This is a genomic window from Variovorax sp. KBS0712, assembly GCF_006323185.2.
In the GTDB taxonomy this organism is placed as follows: Bacteria; Pseudomonadota; Gammaproteobacteria; order Burkholderiales; family Burkholderiaceae_C; genus Variovorax; species Variovorax boronicumulans.
Genome location: NZ_VCCD02000001.1, coordinates 1,620,978 through 1,640,295, shown reverse-complemented (window position 1 = coordinate 1,640,295; position 19,318 = coordinate 1,620,978). Strand labels below are relative to the sequence as shown.

The window sequence follows — 19,318 nt, the reverse complement described above, 5'->3', positions numbered from 1 at the left end:
GCGCAAATGACCACACCCATCACCAGCCTCCAGAAAGAGTACATCCGATTGCTCGACGGCAGCTCGGCCGCGATGACCATCGTCGGTGCGCACATGGCCTCGGGTGCCTTCGTCGGCGTGTCCTGGAAGAACCTGACTTTTGTCGGATGCGACTTCGCAGGGGACGGCAACATCAAGCTGGCATCGATGTCGGGCTGCAAGTTCATCGACTGCCGGTTTCTGGCACCCCATCACGATTTCGGCGTGATGACCGATGTGAGCTTCACCCAATGCAGTTCGGCTGGGCGTTCGATCGTCTGTGGGGGCGATGGAAGCACCGGCGTCCTGTTCCAGGCGTGCAGCTTTGACGGCGGAAGCTCTGCACCCGCGGCGCACGAAGGCGTGGGGTGCATGGGGGAGGTCACCTTTCGCAATTGCACAGGTCGCGGCGAAGTACTGGTGGCCGGCACCCGTCTGACCATCGACGACTGCCGGTTCGACCACATGACCTTCGCCATCGGCCGCCAGCGCCGGCGCGGGACACCGCTGGCGGCCACCGTCCTGATCGACAACTCGCAGGGCTCCGGCGTGTGGCGGATGGTCGATTGCCGCATGAAGACCAGTCACATCCAGAACAGCAGCTTCGAGCAGATCGTCAACGACAGCTCCGAGTGCGAGGCCTGAGCAGTCTTCGTTTTTTTCATCGGGCTCGGCCCGTTCATTTTTCCAACGCTCCAATGCTCTACAAAGAAGAATTCAACGAGGCGCCCGCGGGAGGCGGCGGAACCGCCCCAGGCGACGGATCCGACGATGGAGAACTGTTCGGCGAGTCGGCCGATGTCGCGCATCTGGTGTCCGAGTCCTCGACGCAGGAGCGCCTGACCGCGGTCGCCGCGGCTCAGAATCCTTTGCTGGAGGCGGCCCAGCCCTTGCTGCGGGCCCTGGCAGACATGCCCGCTGCGCTGGAAAGCGACGGCGTGTCGTTGTTCCATCAGTTGCTCGAGCGCGAGGTGGCCGCTTTCCAATCCATCTGCACCACTGCGCAGGTCCGGCACGAACATGTGGTGGCCGCGAGCTATGCGCTGTGCACCGCGCTCGACGAAGCGGCCAACAGCACGCCTTGGGGCGGCGGGCAGGGCGGAGAGGCCGGTATCTGGGCTGGCCAACAGCTGGCCGCGAAATTTCACGGTGATACCAAGGGCGGTGACAAGTTCTTCCTTCTCGTCGGTCGCCTCGCCGCGAGCCCGCAAGAGCACGTGGATCTGCTCGAAGTGCTGTACCAGATTCTCGGGCTGGGTTTCGAGGGGCGCTTCAGCACCGCGGCGAACGGGCGCCGGCAGCTTGAAACGGTCCGTCATCGGCTGTTCTCTTTGCTGGGCAACGCGCGCGGCGATGTCCCGAGCGACCTGTCGCCGCATTGGAAGGGTGTGGGGGCTGGCAAGTTTCGCTTGCTGCGCAGTGTGCCGGTGTGGGTGACCGGCTCGGTGCTGACGCTGATCCTGTTCGGCCTGTTTGCCTGGTACAAGTACCAGCTGTTGCAGTCGAGCGCTGATCTGCAGCAGCGCATTGCCGCCATCGGCCGGCTGCGTCCCCCGCCGGCGCCTCCCGTCAAGCCGCTGCGCCTGAAGGAATTGCTGGCGAGCGAAATCGAGCGAGAGACGGTGAGCGTGGACGAAGACGAGCGCCGCAGCATCGTCACCTTCAAGGGGGACGAGATGTTCGTCCCCGGTCAGGCGCGCCTCAGTGCACGGATTCTTCCCGTGCTGGCGAAGGTGGCTGACGAGATCAACCAGGTCTCCGGCACGGTTCAGATCACCGGCCATTCGGACAACCAGCCGATTCGCACGCGCGAGTTTCCCGACAACCAGGTCCTGAGCGAGAAGCGGGCACAGGCCGTGGCCGAAGTGCTGACGGGCAAGGGCGTCGTGCCGTCGCGCATCCAGACCGAGGGGCGCGGCGCCACGGTTCCCATCGCAGACAGCACCACCGCTGCGGGACGTGCCCGCAACCGGCGCGTCGACATCATGGTCACGCAGGGCACTGGCGTTAGCGCCAACGCCAGCGCGGGTCCGGTGAAGCAGCCAGCCGTCGCCCCGCGCTAGACGCAAGGCAGGAATCCATCACTCATGCAATATCTCAAACAGTTCCTGGCCTTCCTGTTTTCTCGACAGATGCTGGCCTTCCTCGCGATGGTGCTGCTGGCCCTCGCGATCTGGTTCATCGGCCCGCTGCTCGCGGTGGATGGGCTTCGCCCCTTCGCCTCGGTCGGGGTGCGCGTGACCTTCATCGTCATGCTGCTGGTGCTCGGTCTCCTCTGGATGGTGTCGGGCCCCTACAGCCTGTTGGGCGTGGCAGCGCTCTGCCTGCTTGTATGGCATGCAGGGCCTCTGCTGGCCATCGGGGCGGCGAAGCCATTGGCGCCGCTCTGGGTGCGCACCATGGTCATCTGCGCCATCCTTGTGATGTACGCGGTGTACTGGCTCTACCGTCTCTGGCAGGCCTTGCGCAACAACGACGATTTGCTCGCGAAGTTCCTGCGTTTTGGCCAGGATGCCGACAAGGACGACAGCGCGAAAGAGGAGCTCAAGACAGTCACCGCCACGGTCACCCGCGCCCTGGCCCAGCTGAAGGGCTTGCGTGGACGCGGCGGGCTTCGCCGGATCCTGGAGGGCAAGCGCTACCTCTACGAACTGCCGTGGTACATGATCGTCGGCAGTCCGGGCGCAGGCAAGACGACGGCGCTCCTGAACGCCGGACTGCAGTTTCCCTTGGCGCGCCAGATGGGGCACGCGTCCAGAAGCATGGTGCTCAGGTCGGAAGGCGGCACGCTGAACAGCGACTGGTGGTTCTCGAACGAGGCCGTGTTGATCGACACGGCCGGCCGCTACACCACGCAGGAAAGCAACCCGGTCTCGGACCCCATCGAGTGGCGGGGATTTCTGGGGCTGTTGCGCAAGCACCGCACGCGCGCGCCGCTCAACGGCGTCATCGTCGCGCTCAATGCGGCCGAGCTGCTCACGATGTCCGAGATGGAACGCGCAGAGCATGCAAGCATGGTGCGAGACCGGTTGGCTGATCTGCGCCAGGAGCTCGGCATCCGCTTCCCGGTCTACGTGATCGTGACGAAGATCGATCTGCTGCGGGGCTTCAGCGAGTACTTCCAATCCCTCACCAGTGAAGGCCGCACCCAGACCTGGGGCTTCACGCTGCCGTTCCACGGCATCCAGAGCTCGCGCGCGGCAGTGCGCGACCGTGAGCCGCTGCGCGCCCAGATCGAGGCGGAGCTGGCGTTGCTCAAGGACCGCCTGGCGGCGGGTTTGCGCGCCCGATTGAACGAGGAATTCGACGTCGACCGCAGGAAGCGCCTGTTCGCGTTGCCCCAGGAACTGGCCGGCATGTCGGCGCTCCTGGTGCCGATGCTCGACGAGATGTTCCTGGCGTCGCGTTTCGACGGAACCCAGCTGCACGACACGCTGCGTGGTGTCTATTTCACGAGCGGCGCCCAGGCCGATCTGGAAATGCCTGCCGATGCCGGCACGCTGTTTCAGCGTCTGCAGCGCAGTCTGGGCTTGGGTGCGGGCGGCGCATCTGCGGCTGGCAACGAAGAGGGAGGCAAGCCACCGGGAAGAATGGCCTCGACCATGCGGGGGCAGCAAGGGTTCTTTCTGCAGGACCTGCTGACCAAGGTGATCATTCCCGAGGCGCATCTGGTGCGCCCCAATCTGCGCTGGGAGTTCCGCTTCCGGTTGCTGCGTCTCACCGGGCATGCGCTGGCCGTGGTGATCTTCCTGTGGCTTGCCGGCGCGCTGGCCCTGAGCTTCGGCAACAACCGCCAGTACCTGAGCGCCGTGGGCCAGCGCGCCGAGGCGCTCACAGTGCAGGTACGCCAGCTGTTCGCCGATTTCAAGCCTGCAGGGGTTCCGGACGTGCTCAGCGGGGCGCGCGAGTTGCCGGGCTATTCGGGCCTCGACATCGACAACCCGCCCGGCAGCTTTCTCTACGGCCTTTACACGGTGCCTCCGGTGCTGGAGGCGGCCAGCGATACCTACGCCCAACTGCAGGATCACACCCTGCTTCCCTCCGTCCTGCAGCGGATGGAGAGCGTGCTGAAGCAGAGCATGAACGACGGCGATGCCAAGACCGCGTACGAGGTCTTGCGTGTCTACAAGCTGCTGCACGACAAGGAGCGCTACATGCAGGGCGGAGCGCAGGATGTACGCAACTGGGTGCTGAAAGACTGGGAGAGGGCCGACAGCGCTGCCGCCTTTGGCGGCCGGGCATCGATGGTGGGGCATGTCACGGCACTGTTCTCCGGTGCCCGACCGGTGCAGTCCGCATCGCTGCCCAACGAGGCGCTGGTGCGCGCGGTACAGAACTTCCTGGACAGCAATACCTCGAGTCAGCGCGTCTATGAGCGCGCCAAGGCCGCCATGCTGTCCGAGGCGCCCCAGGAGTTCACGCTGGTGCGCGCGGTCGGACCCCAAGCCGGGACCGTGTTTTCCCGCGCAGGCGGATTGCCCCTGGAAAAAGGGGTGGCGGGCCTGTTCACCTATGACGGCTACCACGAGGTCTTCAACAAGCGTTTGCCAGAATTCGTGGTGCGGGCCCTCGATGACGATGCATGGGTCATGGGGCGCGGCGCGCAGGGCGGCGCGACCTTGGCCACGCAAATGAAAACACCAGCGCTGCTCGATGAAGCGGCCCGAAAGCTGCGCAACGATCCGCTGCTCGATGACATCCGGCGCCAGTATTTGGCGGAGTACGCCCAGCACTGGGAGTCTTTTCTCGAATCGATCCGCACCGTGAGCGGCAGCGACACCACGGGAACAAGCTTGGGCTTCGATCTGAGCGTGCTGCGGCAGCTTGCCGCGCCGGACTCTCCGCTGGCACGGTTGGCGCGAGCGGCAGCCCGCGAGACCACCTTGTCGCGCCCGCTGGTGGTTCGCACGCAGGAGGAAAAAGGCTTCCTCGACAAGGCCACCGACGAACTGAACAAGCAGACCAACGCCATCGGCCGGAACCTCGGTATCCGGGCCGAGGAGCGGCTTGAAAAGCAGATCGTCGACAACCGCTTCGCCGCACTGCGCGAGGTCGTCACGGGGCAGGCGGACATTGGCGTGACCAGCGCCGGTGCCGCTGCGGGCAAGCCGGGGCTCGAAAACATCTCTGGCCTGCTGAACGAGTTCTACACCTTGCTGGTCGTGGCAGACACGGCGCTCACAGCCGGAAGCCTGCCTCCTGGTGGCGCCGAGGTCGGCGCCCGTTTGAAGCTGGAGGCCGGCAAATTGCCGGCGCCCTTTCGTGAGGTGCTGACGGCGCTGGCCGCCAGCGGTGGCGACAAAGTGATGCTCGGCTCCACCGGCATCCTGCGCAGCCAGGCTCAACTGCAGCTCGACCGCATCATGGGGTTGATGGCGATGCAGGTCAGCGAGCCCTGCAAGCGCGGCGTGGAAGGGCGATACCCGCTGGCCGCCGTGACGCAGGACGCGTCCATCGAAGACTTTTCGCTGGTGTTCGCTGCAGGCGGGGCTGCGGACGAGTTCTTCAACAAGCACCTCGCCCCTTATGTCGACATGAGCGTGCGGCCGTGGCGCTACAAGGATCCGAATGTGGCCAATGCCATGGTCGGCATCGACGCGGCGGCAGGCAACGGCGCCGGGCTGAAGCCGGCCACTTCCGGCCCGACCTTGCTCGGTGAATTGCTCAAGCTTCTGGCCCAGAGTGGTCCGAGTCTCGATGCCTTCTACCGCGCACAGCAGATTCGCGACCTGTTCTTCCGCGACGCAGGCGGCAAGAAGCTGGCCTGGAAAATCGACCTGCGTGTGCTCGAGCTCGAGCCCAGCATCACCGAACTGGTCATCGACATCGACGGGCAAGGGCAGCGCTACGTTCATGGCCCGGTGCAGGCCTTTGCCGTGAACTGGCCGGGGCCCCGCGGCGGGGCGATGGCGGAGATCACGGCCAATCCCCGCATTTCGAACCCGACGTCGACCTTCCTGGCCCATGGGCCGTGGGCCTTGTTTCGTCTTCTGGAGAAAGGGCGCATCGTGAGCACGGCCACGCCGGGGCGATTGAGCGTGGAATATGCGTTCGACGGCCGCAGGGCGTTGATCGATGTCAGTTCGGGCAGTCAGCCGAATCCCCTCGGTAGCGATGTGCTGAAGGGCTTTCGTTGCCCTGGACGCGCAGCCTGACCCATGCGGATGTGGAGCATGCTGCGTGCCGCGTGGCACGTCACCCCGCCCGCCATCTGGGGAAAACTTCCCGGTCATGCGGATTTCGTTCGCAGCGGCGTCCGCCACGGGGAGCCGGACGCGTGGATGCCCTGGCTGGCCCAGCAGTGCCGCCATGCCGGGGCGGACGCCACGGCGCGTGCCATGGCGATTCCCGTCGCCTTCGTGCTTCCGCCCGGGACGCTGGCGTTCGCGCGGCGGCGCTTCGTGCTGGGCGTGATCGCGCCATCCGTCGACAAGGTAGGTCGGCATCACCCGTTGCTCGTCTATCAACTGGCGCATCCGCGCTGGACGCAGGCGCACTTCGGCGCTCAGGCGCAGGAGCCCCTGGATTGGCAGTTCTGGCTTGCGCGTGCCGTGGCCCGTCATGCCTGTGCCCAGGGGGCGGCCGATCTGCGCGTGCTGGAGCGCACGGTGCGGGCGCTGTGGCGCGCGCAACCATCGCAGGACGGGCGTGCGGCATTGAAGGACGAGAGCAACCGCGCGCATCGGCGCAGGCAGATGCAGGCATTGCTCGAACGTGGGGCGGGGCCCGCGCTGCCGGACGATCCCGCCGCGGCGCTGCAAGGCGTTCGCTTTCTGCCATGGGCTGACTGGCCGAACCGTCTGCAGGGAGCCCGGGCGGAAATGGCGTTCTGGCAGCAGGACGCGCAAGGGCGCTTCATCGGAGCGGCCAACCGATTGCAGAAGCTGTGGGGGGACGCACCATGATCCGCATGGAGACAGGGGAAGGCGACCCCGAAAAGACCCCGTTGCGCCTGCAACTCACGCACAGCAACGGCGAGCCACGGCGTGGCGCGTTGTCGATCCCTCCCTCCGGCGCCGGCATGGCCGATGCGCTCCAGCTGTGTGGGGAGCGTCAGAGCGAAGCGCAATGGCGCGCGGCCAATCTGTGTCGCATCGCATGGAGCGAGAGTGCGGGGGAATGGCGTTTGACGAACAGCAGCCACACGCTGATGTGCGTGTGTCGGGGCGAGCGCGTGCCCGCAGGAGCGAGCGTGCCGGTCGCGCCGGGGGACACGCTGGAACTCGGGCTGTTGCGTTTCACGGTCGAGCAAGACGCTCCGGCCGACGTGAGGAAGCCGGGCACGCAGGCGCCTGGCCGGCGCGCTTCCGCCGATGCCGACCGGGGCGCGGCGTCGCACACGCCCGCGTCCGACGCGTCGCCCTTTGATCTGCGTGTACTGGCCTTCAACGACCGTCCGGAGGGCGGCGAGCGCGACGAACACGTGGATGTGCTGGCGAACCCCTTCGGCGTTCTCGACATCGCAGGGGCGCAGCCGTCGCCCGTTGCCGATGTCCTGGCGGGGCTGCTCGGTGATGCCCCCGTGGCTGCGCAAGCACGACCTGCGGCGCGCCCGGCAAGCCCGCCGGCCCGTGGCGATGGCCGCCCGGCCAGCCTGCTCGACGAACTGCACGAGGAGTTCGTCCGCGTCGTGCGCGATCCCGCTCAACTCTCGGGGCGTGTCGACTGGGTGGGCCTGCTGGCATCGGGCAACGAAGCCGCGCCCACGCTCGACGACTTGCGTCGGCAGGCCGAGCCGTACCCGTTGCTGCGCGACATCCTGCTGCCGCGCGAGGGCATCGACCGGATCATCGAAGACTTCGAGCCCCTCGTGAGATCAGGCTTGCTCGACCAGGAGGTGCCCGAGGACGTGCTGGGGCTGTTCGCCCCGGAACTGGCGCGCGACAGCCGTGCGCCATTGCCCAGCCTGACACGGCAAGAGCACCACGACCTGTCGCCTGACAGCCATCTTCACCTGGGGTCGACAACGTCGCACCGCGTGGGCAGCGACGAAGGCGAGGGGAAGCCATGACGAAATCCCCGGAGGCCGCTCCCGTCGGGACGCTTCAAGACATGCTGGGACGATTGCGGCGTGCGCCGTGGAGGTTCGGCTTCCTGTCCCTGTTGAGGCGCTTCGGCGCGTCCCACCTGCAGCATCCCCCCGTCGGCTTGGCCAGGCGCCCTCAGCAGGAGCCGTTCCGGCTGGGGCAGGCGGCGGCCTTGACCTTCGCGCCGCGCGAAATCGCCAGCGTGGTGCTGCCCGGCGAGTCGGAGCGCCGGGTGCCGGGTGCGTCGCCGACGCGGTCCGGCAACAACCCGACGCTGCCGGTCGTGCGCCTGTACGGCCTCGGGCTCCTGGGCCCCAACGGCCCGTTGCCGCTGCACTACACCGAACTGGTGCGGGACCGCACGGAAAACCACAACGACAGCACCCTCGCGGACTTTCTCGACCTGTTCCATCACCGCTACCTGACGCACATGTACCGGGCGTGGGCGCAAGGGCAGGCCGCTGCCGGGCTCGACCGGTCGGAGGACGAGGCGTTCAGCCGCTACATCGCACGCCTGACGGGGCACGACCCGCTCGAGATCCGCGATTCGGTGCTGCCCGCGCACGCCCGGTTGGCGGCCTCGACCCACCTGGCCCGCGAAGCCCGCAACCCCGACGGGCTGGCCGCCACGCTGGCGCACTTTTTCGCCGTACCCGTGCAGCTGCAGGAGTTCGTGCGCCACTGGATCCGGATCGATCCCGAGGACCAGAGCCACCTGGGGCGCGCGCGAACCTCCAGCATCATGGGCGTCGGGGCCATGGCGGGGGAGGTCGTGGCCGACCGGCAGAACAAGTTCCGGCTCGTGCTCGGCCCGCTGAGCCTGGAGCAGTACCTGCGTTTCACCCCGCAGGGGCAGGACCTGGGCTTGCTCGTCGAATGGGTGCGCGGCTTTGTCGGCTACGAATTCGTCTGGGAGGTGGAACTGCGTGTGCGCAACGACAGCACCCCGCCGGCACGGCTCGAAGATGCCGAGAAGCTCGGGTGGTCTACATGGCTCGGCGGTTCCGGCAGCGCGGAAGACGGGCGGCCTGCCGTCGATGCGCCGCGTTCGACGCCCGGCTACACCGTCGGCATGGTGTTCGAGCCCGAGGCGTACATCGGCTCGCGCCATCACGGCCAGGCGACGGCAGCACGCTGAATTTTTCCCTTCGAGAAACCTGCTCCATGACCGCTCCCATCCACACCGACGCCGAGCCCACCGCCTACGCCACGCGCGCCCGCATCGAGGCGGGCGACCGGCTGTCTCCCTTCAGCGCGACAGCGCCTTGTGGCCCCAGCCTGGAGTACGACGCCGAATACGCCGTCCTGCTGGCGCGCATGTCCCCGCGTGGCGATGCGCAATACGGGCAGTTCGTCGGAGCACCCGACGCGCCGAACTGGGCCGAGATCGAACGGGACTGCCGCCGGCTGCTGTTGCGGACGCGGGACATCAATCTCTTTGTCTGGCTGTGCCGCGCGCGCACCCGGCTGGCGCAGGCGGCAGGGCTTGCGCAGTCGTTGGTGCTGCTGGTCGAGGCGCTCCGGACCTGGCCCGAAGCGGTGCACCCCCAGTTGGTGATCGAAGGCGAGCGCGACCCGGCCGTGCGCGCCAATGCGCTCGCTGCGCTGGCCGATCCGGAGGGCCTGTTGAGCGACGTGCGAGAAGTCGTCATTGCAGCCAATGCCGCGCGGCACCTGACAGTGCGTGAAGTCGAGCGCGCCTTTGCGATGCCCCGGGCGCCGGACGCAGCCAGTCCGGAGGCCATGGCGCAGCAGTTGGCAGACCTCGGGGCCGCTGCGTCGGGCGACGACCAGGCGCCGCTGCGCCTGTTGGCGCAAGCGGCAGAGGCGGCGGCGCAGATCGTCGGCTGGGCCGCCCAGCACCTGGGGCTGGACGCGCCTCCACTGCATCCGCTGGTGCGGTTGCTGGCCCCATTCCAGCGAACCGGGTCGTCGGCGCCGCCTGTCGCGGCCGCAGCAAGGCCTGACCCACTCCCGTCGTGGCCGGCAAGCACGCCAGCAGGCGAGGGCCTCGCAACACGCGACGACATCTTGGGTGACATTCGCAAGGCCCGCCGATGGTTCGAGAACCACGAACCGAGCAGTCCTGTCGCCGTGTTGCTCAAGCAGGCCGAACGCATGACCGGCCTGCGGTTTTCCCAGGTGGCCGATGCCATTCCACTTGATCTGCTGCGCAAATGGGATGCCGATGAGGAGGCTTCGCTGTGACGCTGATCCAGGCCCACTTTCTTGTCGTCTGCTTCGCGGTCGGCGCCGCTGGCGCCTTGCTCGGCCTCTGGGTGTTCTCGCACAGGCTCGGCAGGCAACTCGACGCGCAGCGCCGTGCCTCGGATTCGGAGCGCGAACAGATGCGGCTGGCGATCCGCGCCGAATTGGCGCTGCTCGGGCAGCAGCAGACCGCACATCAGAAAGCGCAACGCTTGGCGCTGACGCGGTGGCAGGCTGAGCAGGATGCGCGGCGGCTGGCTGAATGGCAGGCGTTGTCGCCAGCGCTCCCTACGTGGCCGGGCAGAAGAGGGGGGCCGGTTGCGCCGCCCGTTGCACCGTCACCCCCGCAGCGGCCGAGACCAGCGCCACCAGTACCGGCCTTGCACGAGGATTCCGAGCCGCAAAACTCAACGGTGCCGCTCGCGCTGCCCGCCGCCGTTCACCGGGAAGCAGAGTCGGCCCCCGAGCGCGAACTCACCGACGAAGAAATCGACGCCTTGCCGCCCGATCTGCCGGTCCCGACCCGGGTGCCGGGCCGGAAATTGCCGGTGCCCAAAGGTCCCGTTCTGCGCAATCTGTAAAAAAGACCGGCAATCTGCCGGTTTTTTTTACGTCTGTCTTCGTGCTGTCGTACACGCCGCATGCCTCTTGATTTGTCGAATAGGCGTCACCAAGTCTGTTGGCGTCGGCACGGTGCTTGCACGCTCTATAGAATCTTTTTCATGGCAACGAGAATTCCCAAAACTCCCAGCACCCCACCGGCGCAGAAACCGGCGGGCGACGACGGAGATTCGGTCGTTCTGGAGCGCCGCCCGCAAAAAACGGCGCCGCCCCAGATGTACCAGGTCGTCATGCTGAACGACGACTACACGCCGATGGAGTTCGTGATCGTCATCCTGCAGGAATACTTCAGCAAGGACCGAGAAACGGCGACCCAGATCATGCTCAAGATCCACCTCGATGGCCGGGGTGTCTGTGGGGTTTATTCCCGCGACATGGCGGCCACCAAGGTCAATCAGGTGATGGAGGCCGCGCAGCAGGCAGGGCACCCGCTGCAATGTGTCAGCGAACCGGTCGCGTGAACCAGTTGAATTGCACGCGCTCCAACCCATCTGAGAACTTATTTACAGCAAGGCAAAAGGAAATCACATGATTGCCCAGGAACTGGAAGTCAGCTTGCACATGGCCTTCGTCGAGGCCCGGCAGCAACGCCACGAGTTCATCACCGTGGAACATCTGCTGCTCGCTTTGCTGGACAACCCGAGCGCGGCGGAAGTTCTGCGCGCCTGCTCGGCGAACGTCGACGACCTGCGGGCGTCGCTCACCAACTTCATCAAGGACAACACGCCCCAAGTGGCGGGTACCGATGATGTCGACACCCAGCCCACCCTGGGTTTCCAGCGCGTGATCCAGCGCGCCATCATGCACGTGCAGTCCACCGGCAACGGCAAGAAGGAAGTCACCGGCGCCAACGTGCTGGTCGCGATCTTCGGCGAGAAGGATTCGCACGCCGTGTACTACCTGCACCAGCAGGGCGTCACCCGCCTGGACGTGGTCAATTTCATTGCCCACGGCATCAAGAAGAGCGATCCGCCGGAAGCCGTCAAGGGCAGCGGTGAAGCGCCTCAGGGCGAGGGCGAAGAGGGTGGCGGCGAACGCAACGAGAAGGCCTCGCCGCTCGAGCAGTTCACCCAAAACCTCAACCAGCTCGCCAAGGACGGCAAGATCGATCCGCTGATCGGCCGCGAGTACGAGGTCGAGCGCGTCATCCAGATCCTGTGCCGCCGGCGCAAGAACAACCCGCTGCTCGTGGGCGAGGCCGGCGTGGGCAAGACCGCGATCGCGGAAGGCCTGGCATGGCGCATCACCCAGGGCGACGTGCCCGAGATCCTCGCCGAGGCGCAGGTCTACTCGCTCGACATGGGCGCATTGCTGGCCGGCACCAAGTACCGCGGCGATTTCGAGCAGCGCCTGAAGGGCGTGCTCAAGTCGCTCAAGGACAAGCCGAACGCCGTGCTCTTCATCGACGAAATCCACACGCTGATCGGTGCGGGCGCAGCCTCGGGCGGCACGCTCGACGCGTCGAACCTGCTGAAGCCCGCGCTCTCGAGCGGCCAGCTCAAGTGCATCGGCGCGACCACCTTCACCGAATACCGGGGCATCTTCGAGAAGGATGCGGCCCTGTCGCGTCGTTTCCAGAAGGTCGACGTGGTCGAGCCGTCGGTGCAGGAAACCGTCGACATCCTCAAGGGCCTGAAGTCGCGCTTCGAGGAACACCATGGCGTGAAGTACGCGGTGGCAGCCCTGCAGGCCGCCGCCGAGCTGAGTGCCAAGTACATCAATGACCGTCATTTGCCCGACAAGGCGATCGACGTCATCGACGAAGCCGGTGCCGCGCAGCGCATCCTGCCGCCGAGCAAGCGCAAGAAGACCATCAGCAAGACCGAGGTCGAGGAAATCGTCGCGAAGATCGCGCGCATTCCCCCGGCCAACGTCAGCAACGACGACCGCAGCAAGCTGCAGACGATCGAGCGCGACCTCAAGAGCGTGGTGTTCGGCCAGGACAAGGCACTCGAAGTGCTGGCCTCCGCGGTCAAGATGGCGCGTTCGGGCCTGGGCAAGGGCGACAAGCCGATCGGCTCGTTCCTGTTCTCCGGCCCCACGGGCGTCGGCAAGACCGAAGCGGCCAAGCAGCTGGCCTACATCATGGGCATCGAGCTGATTCGCTTCGACATGTCGGAGTACATGGAGCGTCACGCGGTGAGCCGCCTGATCGGCGCGCCTCCGGGCTACGTCGGTTTCGACCAGGGCGGTCTGCTGACCGAGGCTGTCACGAAGAAGCCGCACGCGGTGCTGCTGCTCGACGAAATCGAGAAGGCGCACCCGGACATCTTCAACGTGCTGCTGCAGGTCATGGACCACGGCACGCTGACCGACAACAACGGGCGCAAGGCCGATTTCCGCAACGTCATCATCATCATGACGACGAACGCGGGTGCCGAGACCATGAACAAGGCGACCATCGGCTTCACGAACGCGCGGCAGGCCGGCGACGAAATGGGCGACATCAAGCGCCTGTTCACGCCTGAATTCCGCAACCGCCTGGACGCCATCGTCAACTTCAAGGCGCTCGACGAACAGGTCATCCTGCGCGTGGTCGACAAGTTCCTGCTGCAACTGGAAACCCAGCTCAGCGAGAAGAAGGTCGAGGTCACCTTCACCGACAAGCTGCGCAAGCACCTGGCGAAGAAGGGCTTCGATCCGCTGATGGGCGCACGTCCGATGCAGCGCCTGATCCAGGACACGATCCGTCGTGCACTGGCCGACGAGTTGCTGTTCGGTCGCCTGACCGACGGCGGTCGCCTCGAAGTCGACCTCGACGAGAAGGACGAAGTGCTGCTCGACATCCAGCCGATCCCGAAGAAGGAAGGCAAGTCGAAGCCTGAAGCCGAGGAAGCCGCCACGGGCTGATCCCGCCTCTCTGAGGAACGAAGTCAAAGGCCGGTAGCATTCGCTGCTGGCCTTTTTCTTTGGGCCGGCCGAAAACACCCCGCCTTCAACCGCTTTTGCCTTGATCCTCCCCGAACTCAGCCACGAATGGAAAACCGGCCTCTCCCTGGCGTGGAGCGGCTACATCGCCGTGCTGTCGATCTGGATCGTGATGCAAAAGCGCGCGCCGGTGTCCACCATGAGCTGGATCCTGTCGCTGGCGCTGCTGCCGTTCGCGGGCTTCATCGTCTATTACTTCCTGGGGCCGCAGCGGCTGCGCAAGCAGCGGCTCAAGCGCCTGCGCAACCGCGCGAACGCCCATGCGCAGGCCGACCTGGCGCGGCTGCGTGACGCCTCGCAGCATGCGCCGCCGGCACTGCAGCAGATGGCCCGGCTGGGCACCGCCGCCTGCGGCCTGCCGGTGTCGAGCGCCACGGGCGTCGAGCTGCTGTCGGGCGGCGCGCGCACCTTCGACGCCATCTTCGAAGCCGTGCGCGCGGCGCGCGACCACGTCCACCTCGAGTACTACATCTTCGAGCCTGACCGGATCGGCACCGCCTTGCGCGACCTGCTGGTCGAGCGTGCGCAGGCCGGCGTGCGGGTGCGCCTGCTGCTCGACGCGCTCGGCTCCAAGCGCATCGGCCGCAAGTTCATGGCGCCGATGCACGCGGCGGGTGTGGAGGTGGCGCTGTTCCACGACACCAAGATCGGCCGGCGCCTGCGCCCCGTGACCAACTACCGCACCCACCGCAAGATCGTGGTGTGCGACGGCCGCGTGGGCTTCACGGGCGGCGTGAACATCACCGACGAGGAAGACAAGCGCACCAACCCCAAGGACGCCTACCACGACGTGCATGTGCGCATCGAAGGCAGCGCGGTGCGCTGGCTGCAGACCACCTTCCTCGAGGACTGGAGCTACGCCACCGGCGAAAAGCAGCACCGCTCCGACGCCGTGCTGGACGCGCTGCTGCCCCAGGTGGAGGCGGGCGACATCCCGGTGCAGATCGTCACCAGCGGCCCCGACAACGCTTTCGAGGCCATCCACCGCATGCACGTCGAGGCCATCCATTCGGCCACGCGCCGGGCCTGGCTCACCACCCCGTACTTCGTGCCGGGCGAGCCCGCGCTGATGGCGCTGACCAGCGCGGCGCTGCGCGGCGTCGACGTGCGGCTGCTCGTGCCGCGCCGCAGCGACTCGGCCATCGTGAGCGCTGCCGCGCGTTCGTACTTCGACGAGCTGATCGCCGCGGGCGTCAAGATCTGGGAGTACAAGGAACGCATGCTGCACTCCAAGACGCTGGTGGTCGACGACCATTGCGCGATGATCGGCACCGCCAATTTCGACAACCGCAGCTTCCGGCTCAACTTCGAGGTCTGCGCCGTGGTCTACGGACCCGCGCTGACCCAGCCGCTGGCGGCGCAGTTCGAAACCGACCTGCACAGCTCTGGCGCGGTGCGCGCCCACCGCCCGCAGACTTTCTGGCGCCGCCTCGGCGACGCCATTGCGCGACTGTTTTCTCCCTTGCTCTGAATGAACCACACCTTTCTCTGGCACGACTACGAAACCTTCGGCGCCGTGCCGCGCCGCGACCGTCCCTCGCAGTTCGCAGCCATCCGCACCGACGCCGAGCTCAACGAAGTCGGCGAGCCGCTGATGATCTATTGCAAGCCCGCGCCGGACTACCTGCCCAGCCCCGAGGCCTGCCTGATCACCGGCATCACGCCGCAGGTCTGCCTGGAGCGCGGCGTTCCCGAGCACGAGTTCGCGGCCCACATCGAGCAGGCCTTCTCGCAGCCCGGCACCATCGGCGTGGGCTACAACACCATCCGCTTCGACGACGAGGTCACGCGCTTCCTGTTCTGGCGCAACCTCATCGACCCGTATGCGCGCGAATGGCAGAACGACTGCGGCCGCTGGGACCTGCTCGACGTGGTGCGCCTCACGTATGCGCTGCGCCCTGACGGCATCGAATGGCCGAAGAAGGAAGACGGCAAGCCCAGCTTCAAGCTCGAAGACCTGGCGCGCGCCAACGGCCTGCTGCACGAGTCGGCGCACGATGCGCTGTCCGACGTGCGCGCCACCATCGCGCTGGCGCGGCTCATCCGTGACAAGCAACCCAAGCTGTTCGACTTCGCCTTCGGCCTGCACAAGAAGGACCGCGTGGCGATGGAACTCGGCCTGCCCGCGATGCGCGAGACCGCCAAGCCCTTCCTGCATGTGTCGGGCATGTTCCCGGTCGAGCGCGGCTGCCTGGCCGTGATGTGGCCGCTGGCCAGCCACCCGACCAACAAGAACGAGCTGCTGGCCTGGGACCTGTCGCAAGACCCGAGCGAGCTGCGCGACCTCGACGCCGAGACGCTGCGCCTGCGCCTGTTCACGCGGACCGCCGATCTGCCCGAAGGCATGACGCGGCTGCCGATGAAGAGCGTGCACCTGAACAAGTCGCCGATGGTGGTCGGCAACCTGCGCACGCTGGCACCGGCCATGGCCGAGCGCTGGGGCGTCGACATGGACACCGCCATGCGCCACGCCGCCATCGCGCGCGACCTGCCCGACATGAGCGCGATCTGGTCGCAGGTTTTTTCCCGCCCGAAGGAAGCGACGCCCGATGTCGATGAAGACCTCTACGGCGGCTTCGTCGGCAACGGAGACCGCCGTCGCCTGAACCAGCTGCGCGGGCTGTCGCCCGAGGGGCTCGCCAAGGAGCGCGTGGCCTTCGACGACGGGCGGCTCGACGAAATCCTCTTCCGCTACCGCGCGCGCAACTGGCCCGAGTCGCTGAACGAGGAAGAGACCGAGCGCTGGGAAGCGCTGCGCGTCGCACGTCTCTTCAAAGGCGAGGGCGGGGCGCGCACCATCGAGGCGCTGTTCAGCGAAGTCGATGCGCTGTCCGAGAACGCCGACGAGCGCGGCGAGGAAATCCTGGGCGCGCTGTACGAGTACGCCGAGTCGATCGCGCCCGAGGCCTGAAAGACCGAGGGGCCGGCATGAACAACGTCGCACGCCCCAGGCTGTCTCGCGCAGGCATGGCGGGCGTGCTGGCCGCTGCGGTGCTTGCAGGTTGCGCCGCAGGACCGTCCGGCCACTGCGCCGCGGGCTTCGAGGCCTTCGAGCGCGACACCCTCTATTTCGGCCGCGCCATCCCCACGGGCGGTCAGGTGTCCGACGCCGACTGGGCCAACTTTCTCGACACCCGCGTCACGCCGGCCTTTCCGCAAGGCTTCACGGTGATCGACGCCGCCGGCCAGTGGCGTGGTGCGTCGGGGCAGGTGGTGCGCGAGCCTTCGAAGCTGGTCGTGCTGCTGCACCCGCGCGACGCCAAGGCCGACACGGCCATCGCCGCATTGGTCGACACCTACCGCCAGCGCTTCGCGCAAGAGGCGGTGTTGCAGGAAAGGCAGTCCGTCTGTGCCCGTTTCTGAAGCCGCTCCCACCGTTCGCCGCTTGGTCCCCGCTGATGCGCCGGCCTATCGCGCGCTGATGCTCGACGCCTACGCGCGGCACCCCGAAGCCTTCACCTCCACGGTCGAAGAGCGCCAGCCTGCCGCCGACGTGGTGGGAGACGCGCCTGCGCACGGACGCCGATGCCGCCGAGGTGGTGTACGGCGCCTTCGATGCCACCGGCGCGCTGATCGGCGCGGCGGGGCTGGGTCGCGAATCGCGGCAGCGCACGCGCCACAAGGCGACCTTGTTCGGCATGGTGGTGGCGGAATCGGCACGGCGCGCGGGCGCCGGGCGACAACTCGTGCGGGCCTTGCTCGCGCATGCACGCACGCTCGGCGGCGTGCGCGTGGTGCAACTGACGGTGACCGAAGGCAATCGCCCGGCGCAGGCGTTGTACGAGCGCTGCGGCTTCCAGGTCTTCGGCGTCGAGCCGATGGCCACCGTGCTCGATGGCGTGTTCTCGTCGAAGGTCCACATGTGGTGCGACCTCGGCGCTGCGCCGCCTGCGGCTTAAGCGCCGCGCTCGCGCACCATCAGCAGCGCGGGCCCGTCGGGCGTGACCACCTCGCCCAGCGCACGGAAGCCGGCCTTGACGTAGCTGCGGATCGCGCGGGCGTTGCGCGGCGACGGATCGGTCTGGATGCGCGTCACCGCCGGGTCGGCGAACAGCTGGTTCGTGAAGGCGCGGACCATCGCGCTGCCGAGTCCGCGATTCAATTGGTCCGCCTGAGCCAGGAACTGGTCGATGCCGCGCGCACCCGGATCGCGCTCGTCTTCCCACCAGCCGTCGCCCGAGCCCATCACGACGTACGACTGGATGAATCCCAAAGGCTGCCCGCCGTACAGCGCGATGTAGCCGCGGTCGGGCGAGTCAGGCGCCAGCATCGGCGTGAAGTCGGCCTCGACCTCGGCGAGCGTCGGCACAGGCGTCCACCACTCAGCCACATGCGGGCGACACAGCCAGTCGTGGAGCATCGCGAAGTCCGTGGATTGCAGCGGCCGGAACGAGATCGAAGGCATGGCGGGCGTCCTAGCGGGAGATCCGGTCGACGATGTCATGCGCCAGCGAGGCGATGGTCAGCGGCGCGCAGCCTTCGGCGTTGTTGCTCACGGTGACGAAGGCGTTCTGCCCGGCGCCCGCGGTGCCGGCGATCACCTTGGCCAGCGCGGCGCGGGTTTCGGGGTCGGGGTCGAGCACCTTGTCGAAAGGGCCGTAGAGTTTTTCGGCGTCTTCATAACCGAAGCGGCCGTGGCGGCGGTGCAGGTTCCAGCGGCACACGAGCGGCCCGGGCCACAGCGCGCGCAGCATCGGCAGTTGGTCTTCGATGGGCGGCATCTTCGCGTGCAGGCCCATGCAGAAGGTCGCGCCCACGCTGCGCAGCATGTCGGCGAAGGCGGGGCACAGCAGCTGCGGGTCGCGCACCTCGACCGCGAGCACGGCGTCGGGCGCGATGGGCTTCAGGTCGGGCATCGCCGCCAGCATCGCGCCGATGCGGGCGATCAGCGCGGGCTGGTCGGCCAGCAGGTGCGCGGGGATCGGGCTCAGCTGGAACACCAGCGCGCCGATGCGGTGGCCCAGCCCGTCGAGCGCCGGCTGCACGAACTCCTGCAGCGCGATCTCGTGGCTCAGGAACACCGGGTTGGCTTGCGTGCCACGGCCGCTTTCGTCGCGCACGGTGGCGTCGGTCACGAGGCTCGGGGCCTTCACGACGAAGCGGAAGTCGTCCGGCACCATGGCCGCGTAGCGCGCGTACTGGCTGGCGGTGAGGGCGCGGTAGAAGTTGCGGTCCAGGCTCACGGTGCGCAGCAGCGGGTGCTGCGCGAGCGCCGACAGGCCGTTCTTCGAGAGCACGGTCTCGGCATAGTCGCCGTCCCAGACCAGGCCGGCCCAGCCCGGGTAGCTCCACGACGAGGTGCCCAGGCGCAGCTGCGGCGGCAACTCGGCGGCGAGGGCGACCAGCGCCGCGTCGGGTGCCACCGGCTTCACGGTGGCGCCGCGCGATTTCTTCGGCGAAGGCGGCGGCGCGTCGGCCGCTTCGGCCGGTCGCGGAAGTTCGGGGAGGTCGGAAAAGAGGGAGTCCTGCACGTCAGCCATGTCTGGGTCGGCATTTTCGGCCAAGCGGGGAGGCCC

Annotated in this window: 16 protein-coding genes; 14 read left to right on the top strand and 2 right to left on the bottom strand. The window is 67.2% G+C overall.

Annotated features, from left to right (window positions below):
• Positions 1–6 precede the first annotated feature (6 nt).
• The 14 genes from FFI97_RS07485 (at position 7) to FFI97_RS07420 (ending at position 17,701) form a co-directional block, all read left to right on the top strand.
• A complete protein-coding gene (locus tag FFI97_RS07485) occupies positions 7–663 on the top strand; it encodes a hypothetical protein (RefSeq protein ID WP_139706212.1) in 657 nt (218 codons plus the stop codon).
• 53 nt (positions 664–716) lie between these two features.
• The gene (gene tssL, locus FFI97_RS07480; protein ID WP_139706214.1) at positions 717–2,081 is read left to right on the top strand and encodes a type VI secretion system protein TssL, long form; all 1,365 of its coding nucleotides are present in this window, start codon (positions 717–719) and stop codon (positions 2,079–2,081) included.
• 24 nt (positions 2,082–2,105) lie between these two features.
• On the top strand, positions 2,106–6,173 hold the full coding sequence (gene tssM / locus FFI97_RS07475) for a type VI secretion system membrane subunit TssM (RefSeq protein ID WP_139706216.1): 4,068 nt from the start codon (positions 2,106–2,108) through the stop codon (positions 6,171–6,173).
• Positions 6,174–6,191: 18 nt separating this feature from the next.
• Positions 6,192–6,923, top strand: a complete 732-nt coding sequence (gene tagF / locus FFI97_RS07470) for a type VI secretion system-associated protein TagF (protein ID WP_185993576.1) — start codon at positions 6,192–6,194, stop codon at positions 6,921–6,923.
• Positions 6,920–8,029 carry a TagK domain-containing protein gene (locus tag FFI97_RS07465; protein WP_139706220.1) on the top strand — a complete coding sequence of 370 codons (1,110 nt, stop codon included), beginning with the start codon at positions 6,920–6,922 and terminating at the stop codon, positions 8,027–8,029. The genes tagF and FFI97_RS07465 overlap by 4 nt, the downstream gene beginning before the upstream one ends.
• Positions 8,026–9,183, top strand: a complete 1,158-nt coding sequence (tssG, locus tag FFI97_RS07460; RefSeq protein ID WP_139706222.1) for a type VI secretion system baseplate subunit TssG — start codon at positions 8,026–8,028, stop codon at positions 9,181–9,183. The genes FFI97_RS07465 and tssG overlap by 4 nt, the downstream gene beginning before the upstream one ends.
• 26 nt (positions 9,184–9,209) lie before the next feature.
• On the top strand, positions 9,210–10,253 hold the full coding sequence (locus FFI97_RS07455; protein ID WP_139706224.1) for an ImpA family type VI secretion system protein: 1,044 nt from the start codon (positions 9,210–9,212) through the stop codon (positions 10,251–10,253).
• Positions 10,250–10,834 (top strand): hypothetical protein, encoded by a 585-nt coding sequence (locus tag FFI97_RS07450; RefSeq protein ID WP_139706226.1) that lies wholly within the window; start codon positions 10,250–10,252, stop codon positions 10,832–10,834. Before FFI97_RS07455 ends, FFI97_RS07450 begins: the two co-directional genes overlap by 4 nt.
• A gap of 141 nt (positions 10,835–10,975) precedes the next feature.
• A complete protein-coding gene (clpS, locus tag FFI97_RS07445) occupies positions 10,976–11,335 on the top strand; it encodes an ATP-dependent Clp protease adapter ClpS (protein ID WP_062471456.1) in 360 nt (119 codons plus the stop codon).
• 67 nt (positions 11,336–11,402) lie between these two features.
• Positions 11,403–13,724, top strand: coding sequence for an ATP-dependent Clp protease ATP-binding subunit ClpA (gene clpA, locus FFI97_RS07440; protein WP_139706228.1), 2,322 nt, complete (start codon positions 11,403–11,405; stop codon positions 13,722–13,724).
• A 100-nt stretch (positions 13,725–13,824) separates the two neighbouring features.
• The gene (gene cls / locus FFI97_RS07435) at positions 13,825–15,273 is read left to right on the top strand and encodes a cardiolipin synthase (RefSeq protein WP_139706230.1); all 1,449 of its coding nucleotides are present in this window, start codon (positions 13,825–13,827) and stop codon (positions 15,271–15,273) included.
• Complete coding sequence (sbcB, locus tag FFI97_RS07430) at positions 15,274–16,713, top strand: exodeoxyribonuclease I (protein WP_139706232.1); 1,440 nt, start codon at positions 15,274–15,276, stop codon at positions 16,711–16,713.
• Between the two features lie 17 nt (positions 16,714–16,730).
• Positions 16,731–17,165 carry a DUF3574 domain-containing protein gene (locus tag FFI97_RS07425; RefSeq protein WP_139706234.1) on the top strand — a complete coding sequence of 145 codons (435 nt, stop codon included), beginning with the start codon at positions 16,731–16,733 and terminating at the stop codon, positions 17,163–17,165.
• A gap of 176 nt (positions 17,166–17,341) precedes the next feature.
• Entirely contained in the window at positions 17,342–17,701 is a 360-nt protein-coding gene (locus FFI97_RS07420) for a GNAT family N-acetyltransferase (protein WP_260684929.1), read from the top strand.
• Here FFI97_RS07420 and FFI97_RS07415 read toward each other — a convergent pair.
• Both FFI97_RS07415 and FFI97_RS07410 read right to left on the bottom strand, forming a co-directional pair.
• On the bottom strand, positions 17,698–18,246 hold the full coding sequence (locus FFI97_RS07415) for a GNAT family N-acetyltransferase (RefSeq protein ID WP_139706235.1): 549 nt from the start codon (positions 18,244–18,246) through the stop codon (positions 17,698–17,700). The genes FFI97_RS07420 and FFI97_RS07415 overlap by 4 nt on opposite strands.
• On the bottom strand, positions 18,218–19,282 hold the full coding sequence (locus tag FFI97_RS07410; protein ID WP_139706237.1) for a DUF72 domain-containing protein: 1,065 nt from the start codon (positions 19,280–19,282) through the stop codon (positions 18,218–18,220). The genes FFI97_RS07415 and FFI97_RS07410 overlap by 29 nt, the downstream gene beginning before the upstream one ends.
• Positions 19,283–19,318 lie beyond the last annotated feature (36 nt).

What these genes read in the sequence shown, in the direction of transcription:
- FFI97_RS07485 (WP_139706212.1), top strand. Translation starts at nt 7, where the DNA reads ATGACCACACCCATCACCAGCCTCCAGAAAGAGTACATCCGATTGCTC.
- tagF (WP_185993576.1), top strand. Translation starts at nt 6,192, where the DNA reads ATGCTGCGTGCCGCGTGGCACGTCACCCCGCCCGCCATCTGGGGAAAA.
- FFI97_RS07415 (WP_139706235.1), bottom strand. Translation starts at nt 18,246, where the DNA reads ATGACATCGTCGACCGGATCTCCCGCTAGGACGCCCGCCATGCCTTCG.
- FFI97_RS07465 (WP_139706220.1), top strand. Translation starts at nt 6,920, where the DNA reads ATGATCCGCATGGAGACAGGGGAAGGCGACCCCGAAAAGACCCCGTTG.
- FFI97_RS07455 (WP_139706224.1), top strand. Translation starts at nt 9,210, where the DNA reads ATGACCGCTCCCATCCACACCGACGCCGAGCCCACCGCCTACGCCACG.
- sbcB (WP_139706232.1), top strand. Translation starts at nt 15,274, where the DNA reads ATGAACCACACCTTTCTCTGGCACGACTACGAAACCTTCGGCGCCGTG.
- clpS (WP_062471456.1), top strand. Translation starts at nt 10,976, where the DNA reads ATGGCAACGAGAATTCCCAAAACTCCCAGCACCCCACCGGCGCAGAAA.
- tssG (WP_139706222.1), top strand. Translation starts at nt 8,026, where the DNA reads ATGACGAAATCCCCGGAGGCCGCTCCCGTCGGGACGCTTCAAGACATG.
- tssM (WP_139706216.1), top strand. Translation starts at nt 2,106, where the DNA reads ATGCAATATCTCAAACAGTTCCTGGCCTTCCTGTTTTCTCGACAGATG.
- FFI97_RS07410 (WP_139706237.1), bottom strand. Translation starts at nt 19,282, where the DNA reads ATGGCTGACGTGCAGGACTCCCTCTTTTCCGACCTCCCCGAACTTCCG.
- tssL (WP_139706214.1), top strand. Translation starts at nt 717, where the DNA reads ATGCTCTACAAAGAAGAATTCAACGAGGCGCCCGCGGGAGGCGGCGGA.
- FFI97_RS07425 (WP_139706234.1), top strand. Translation starts at nt 16,731, where the DNA reads ATGAACAACGTCGCACGCCCCAGGCTGTCTCGCGCAGGCATGGCGGGC.
- clpA (WP_139706228.1), top strand. Translation starts at nt 11,403, where the DNA reads ATGATTGCCCAGGAACTGGAAGTCAGCTTGCACATGGCCTTCGTCGAG.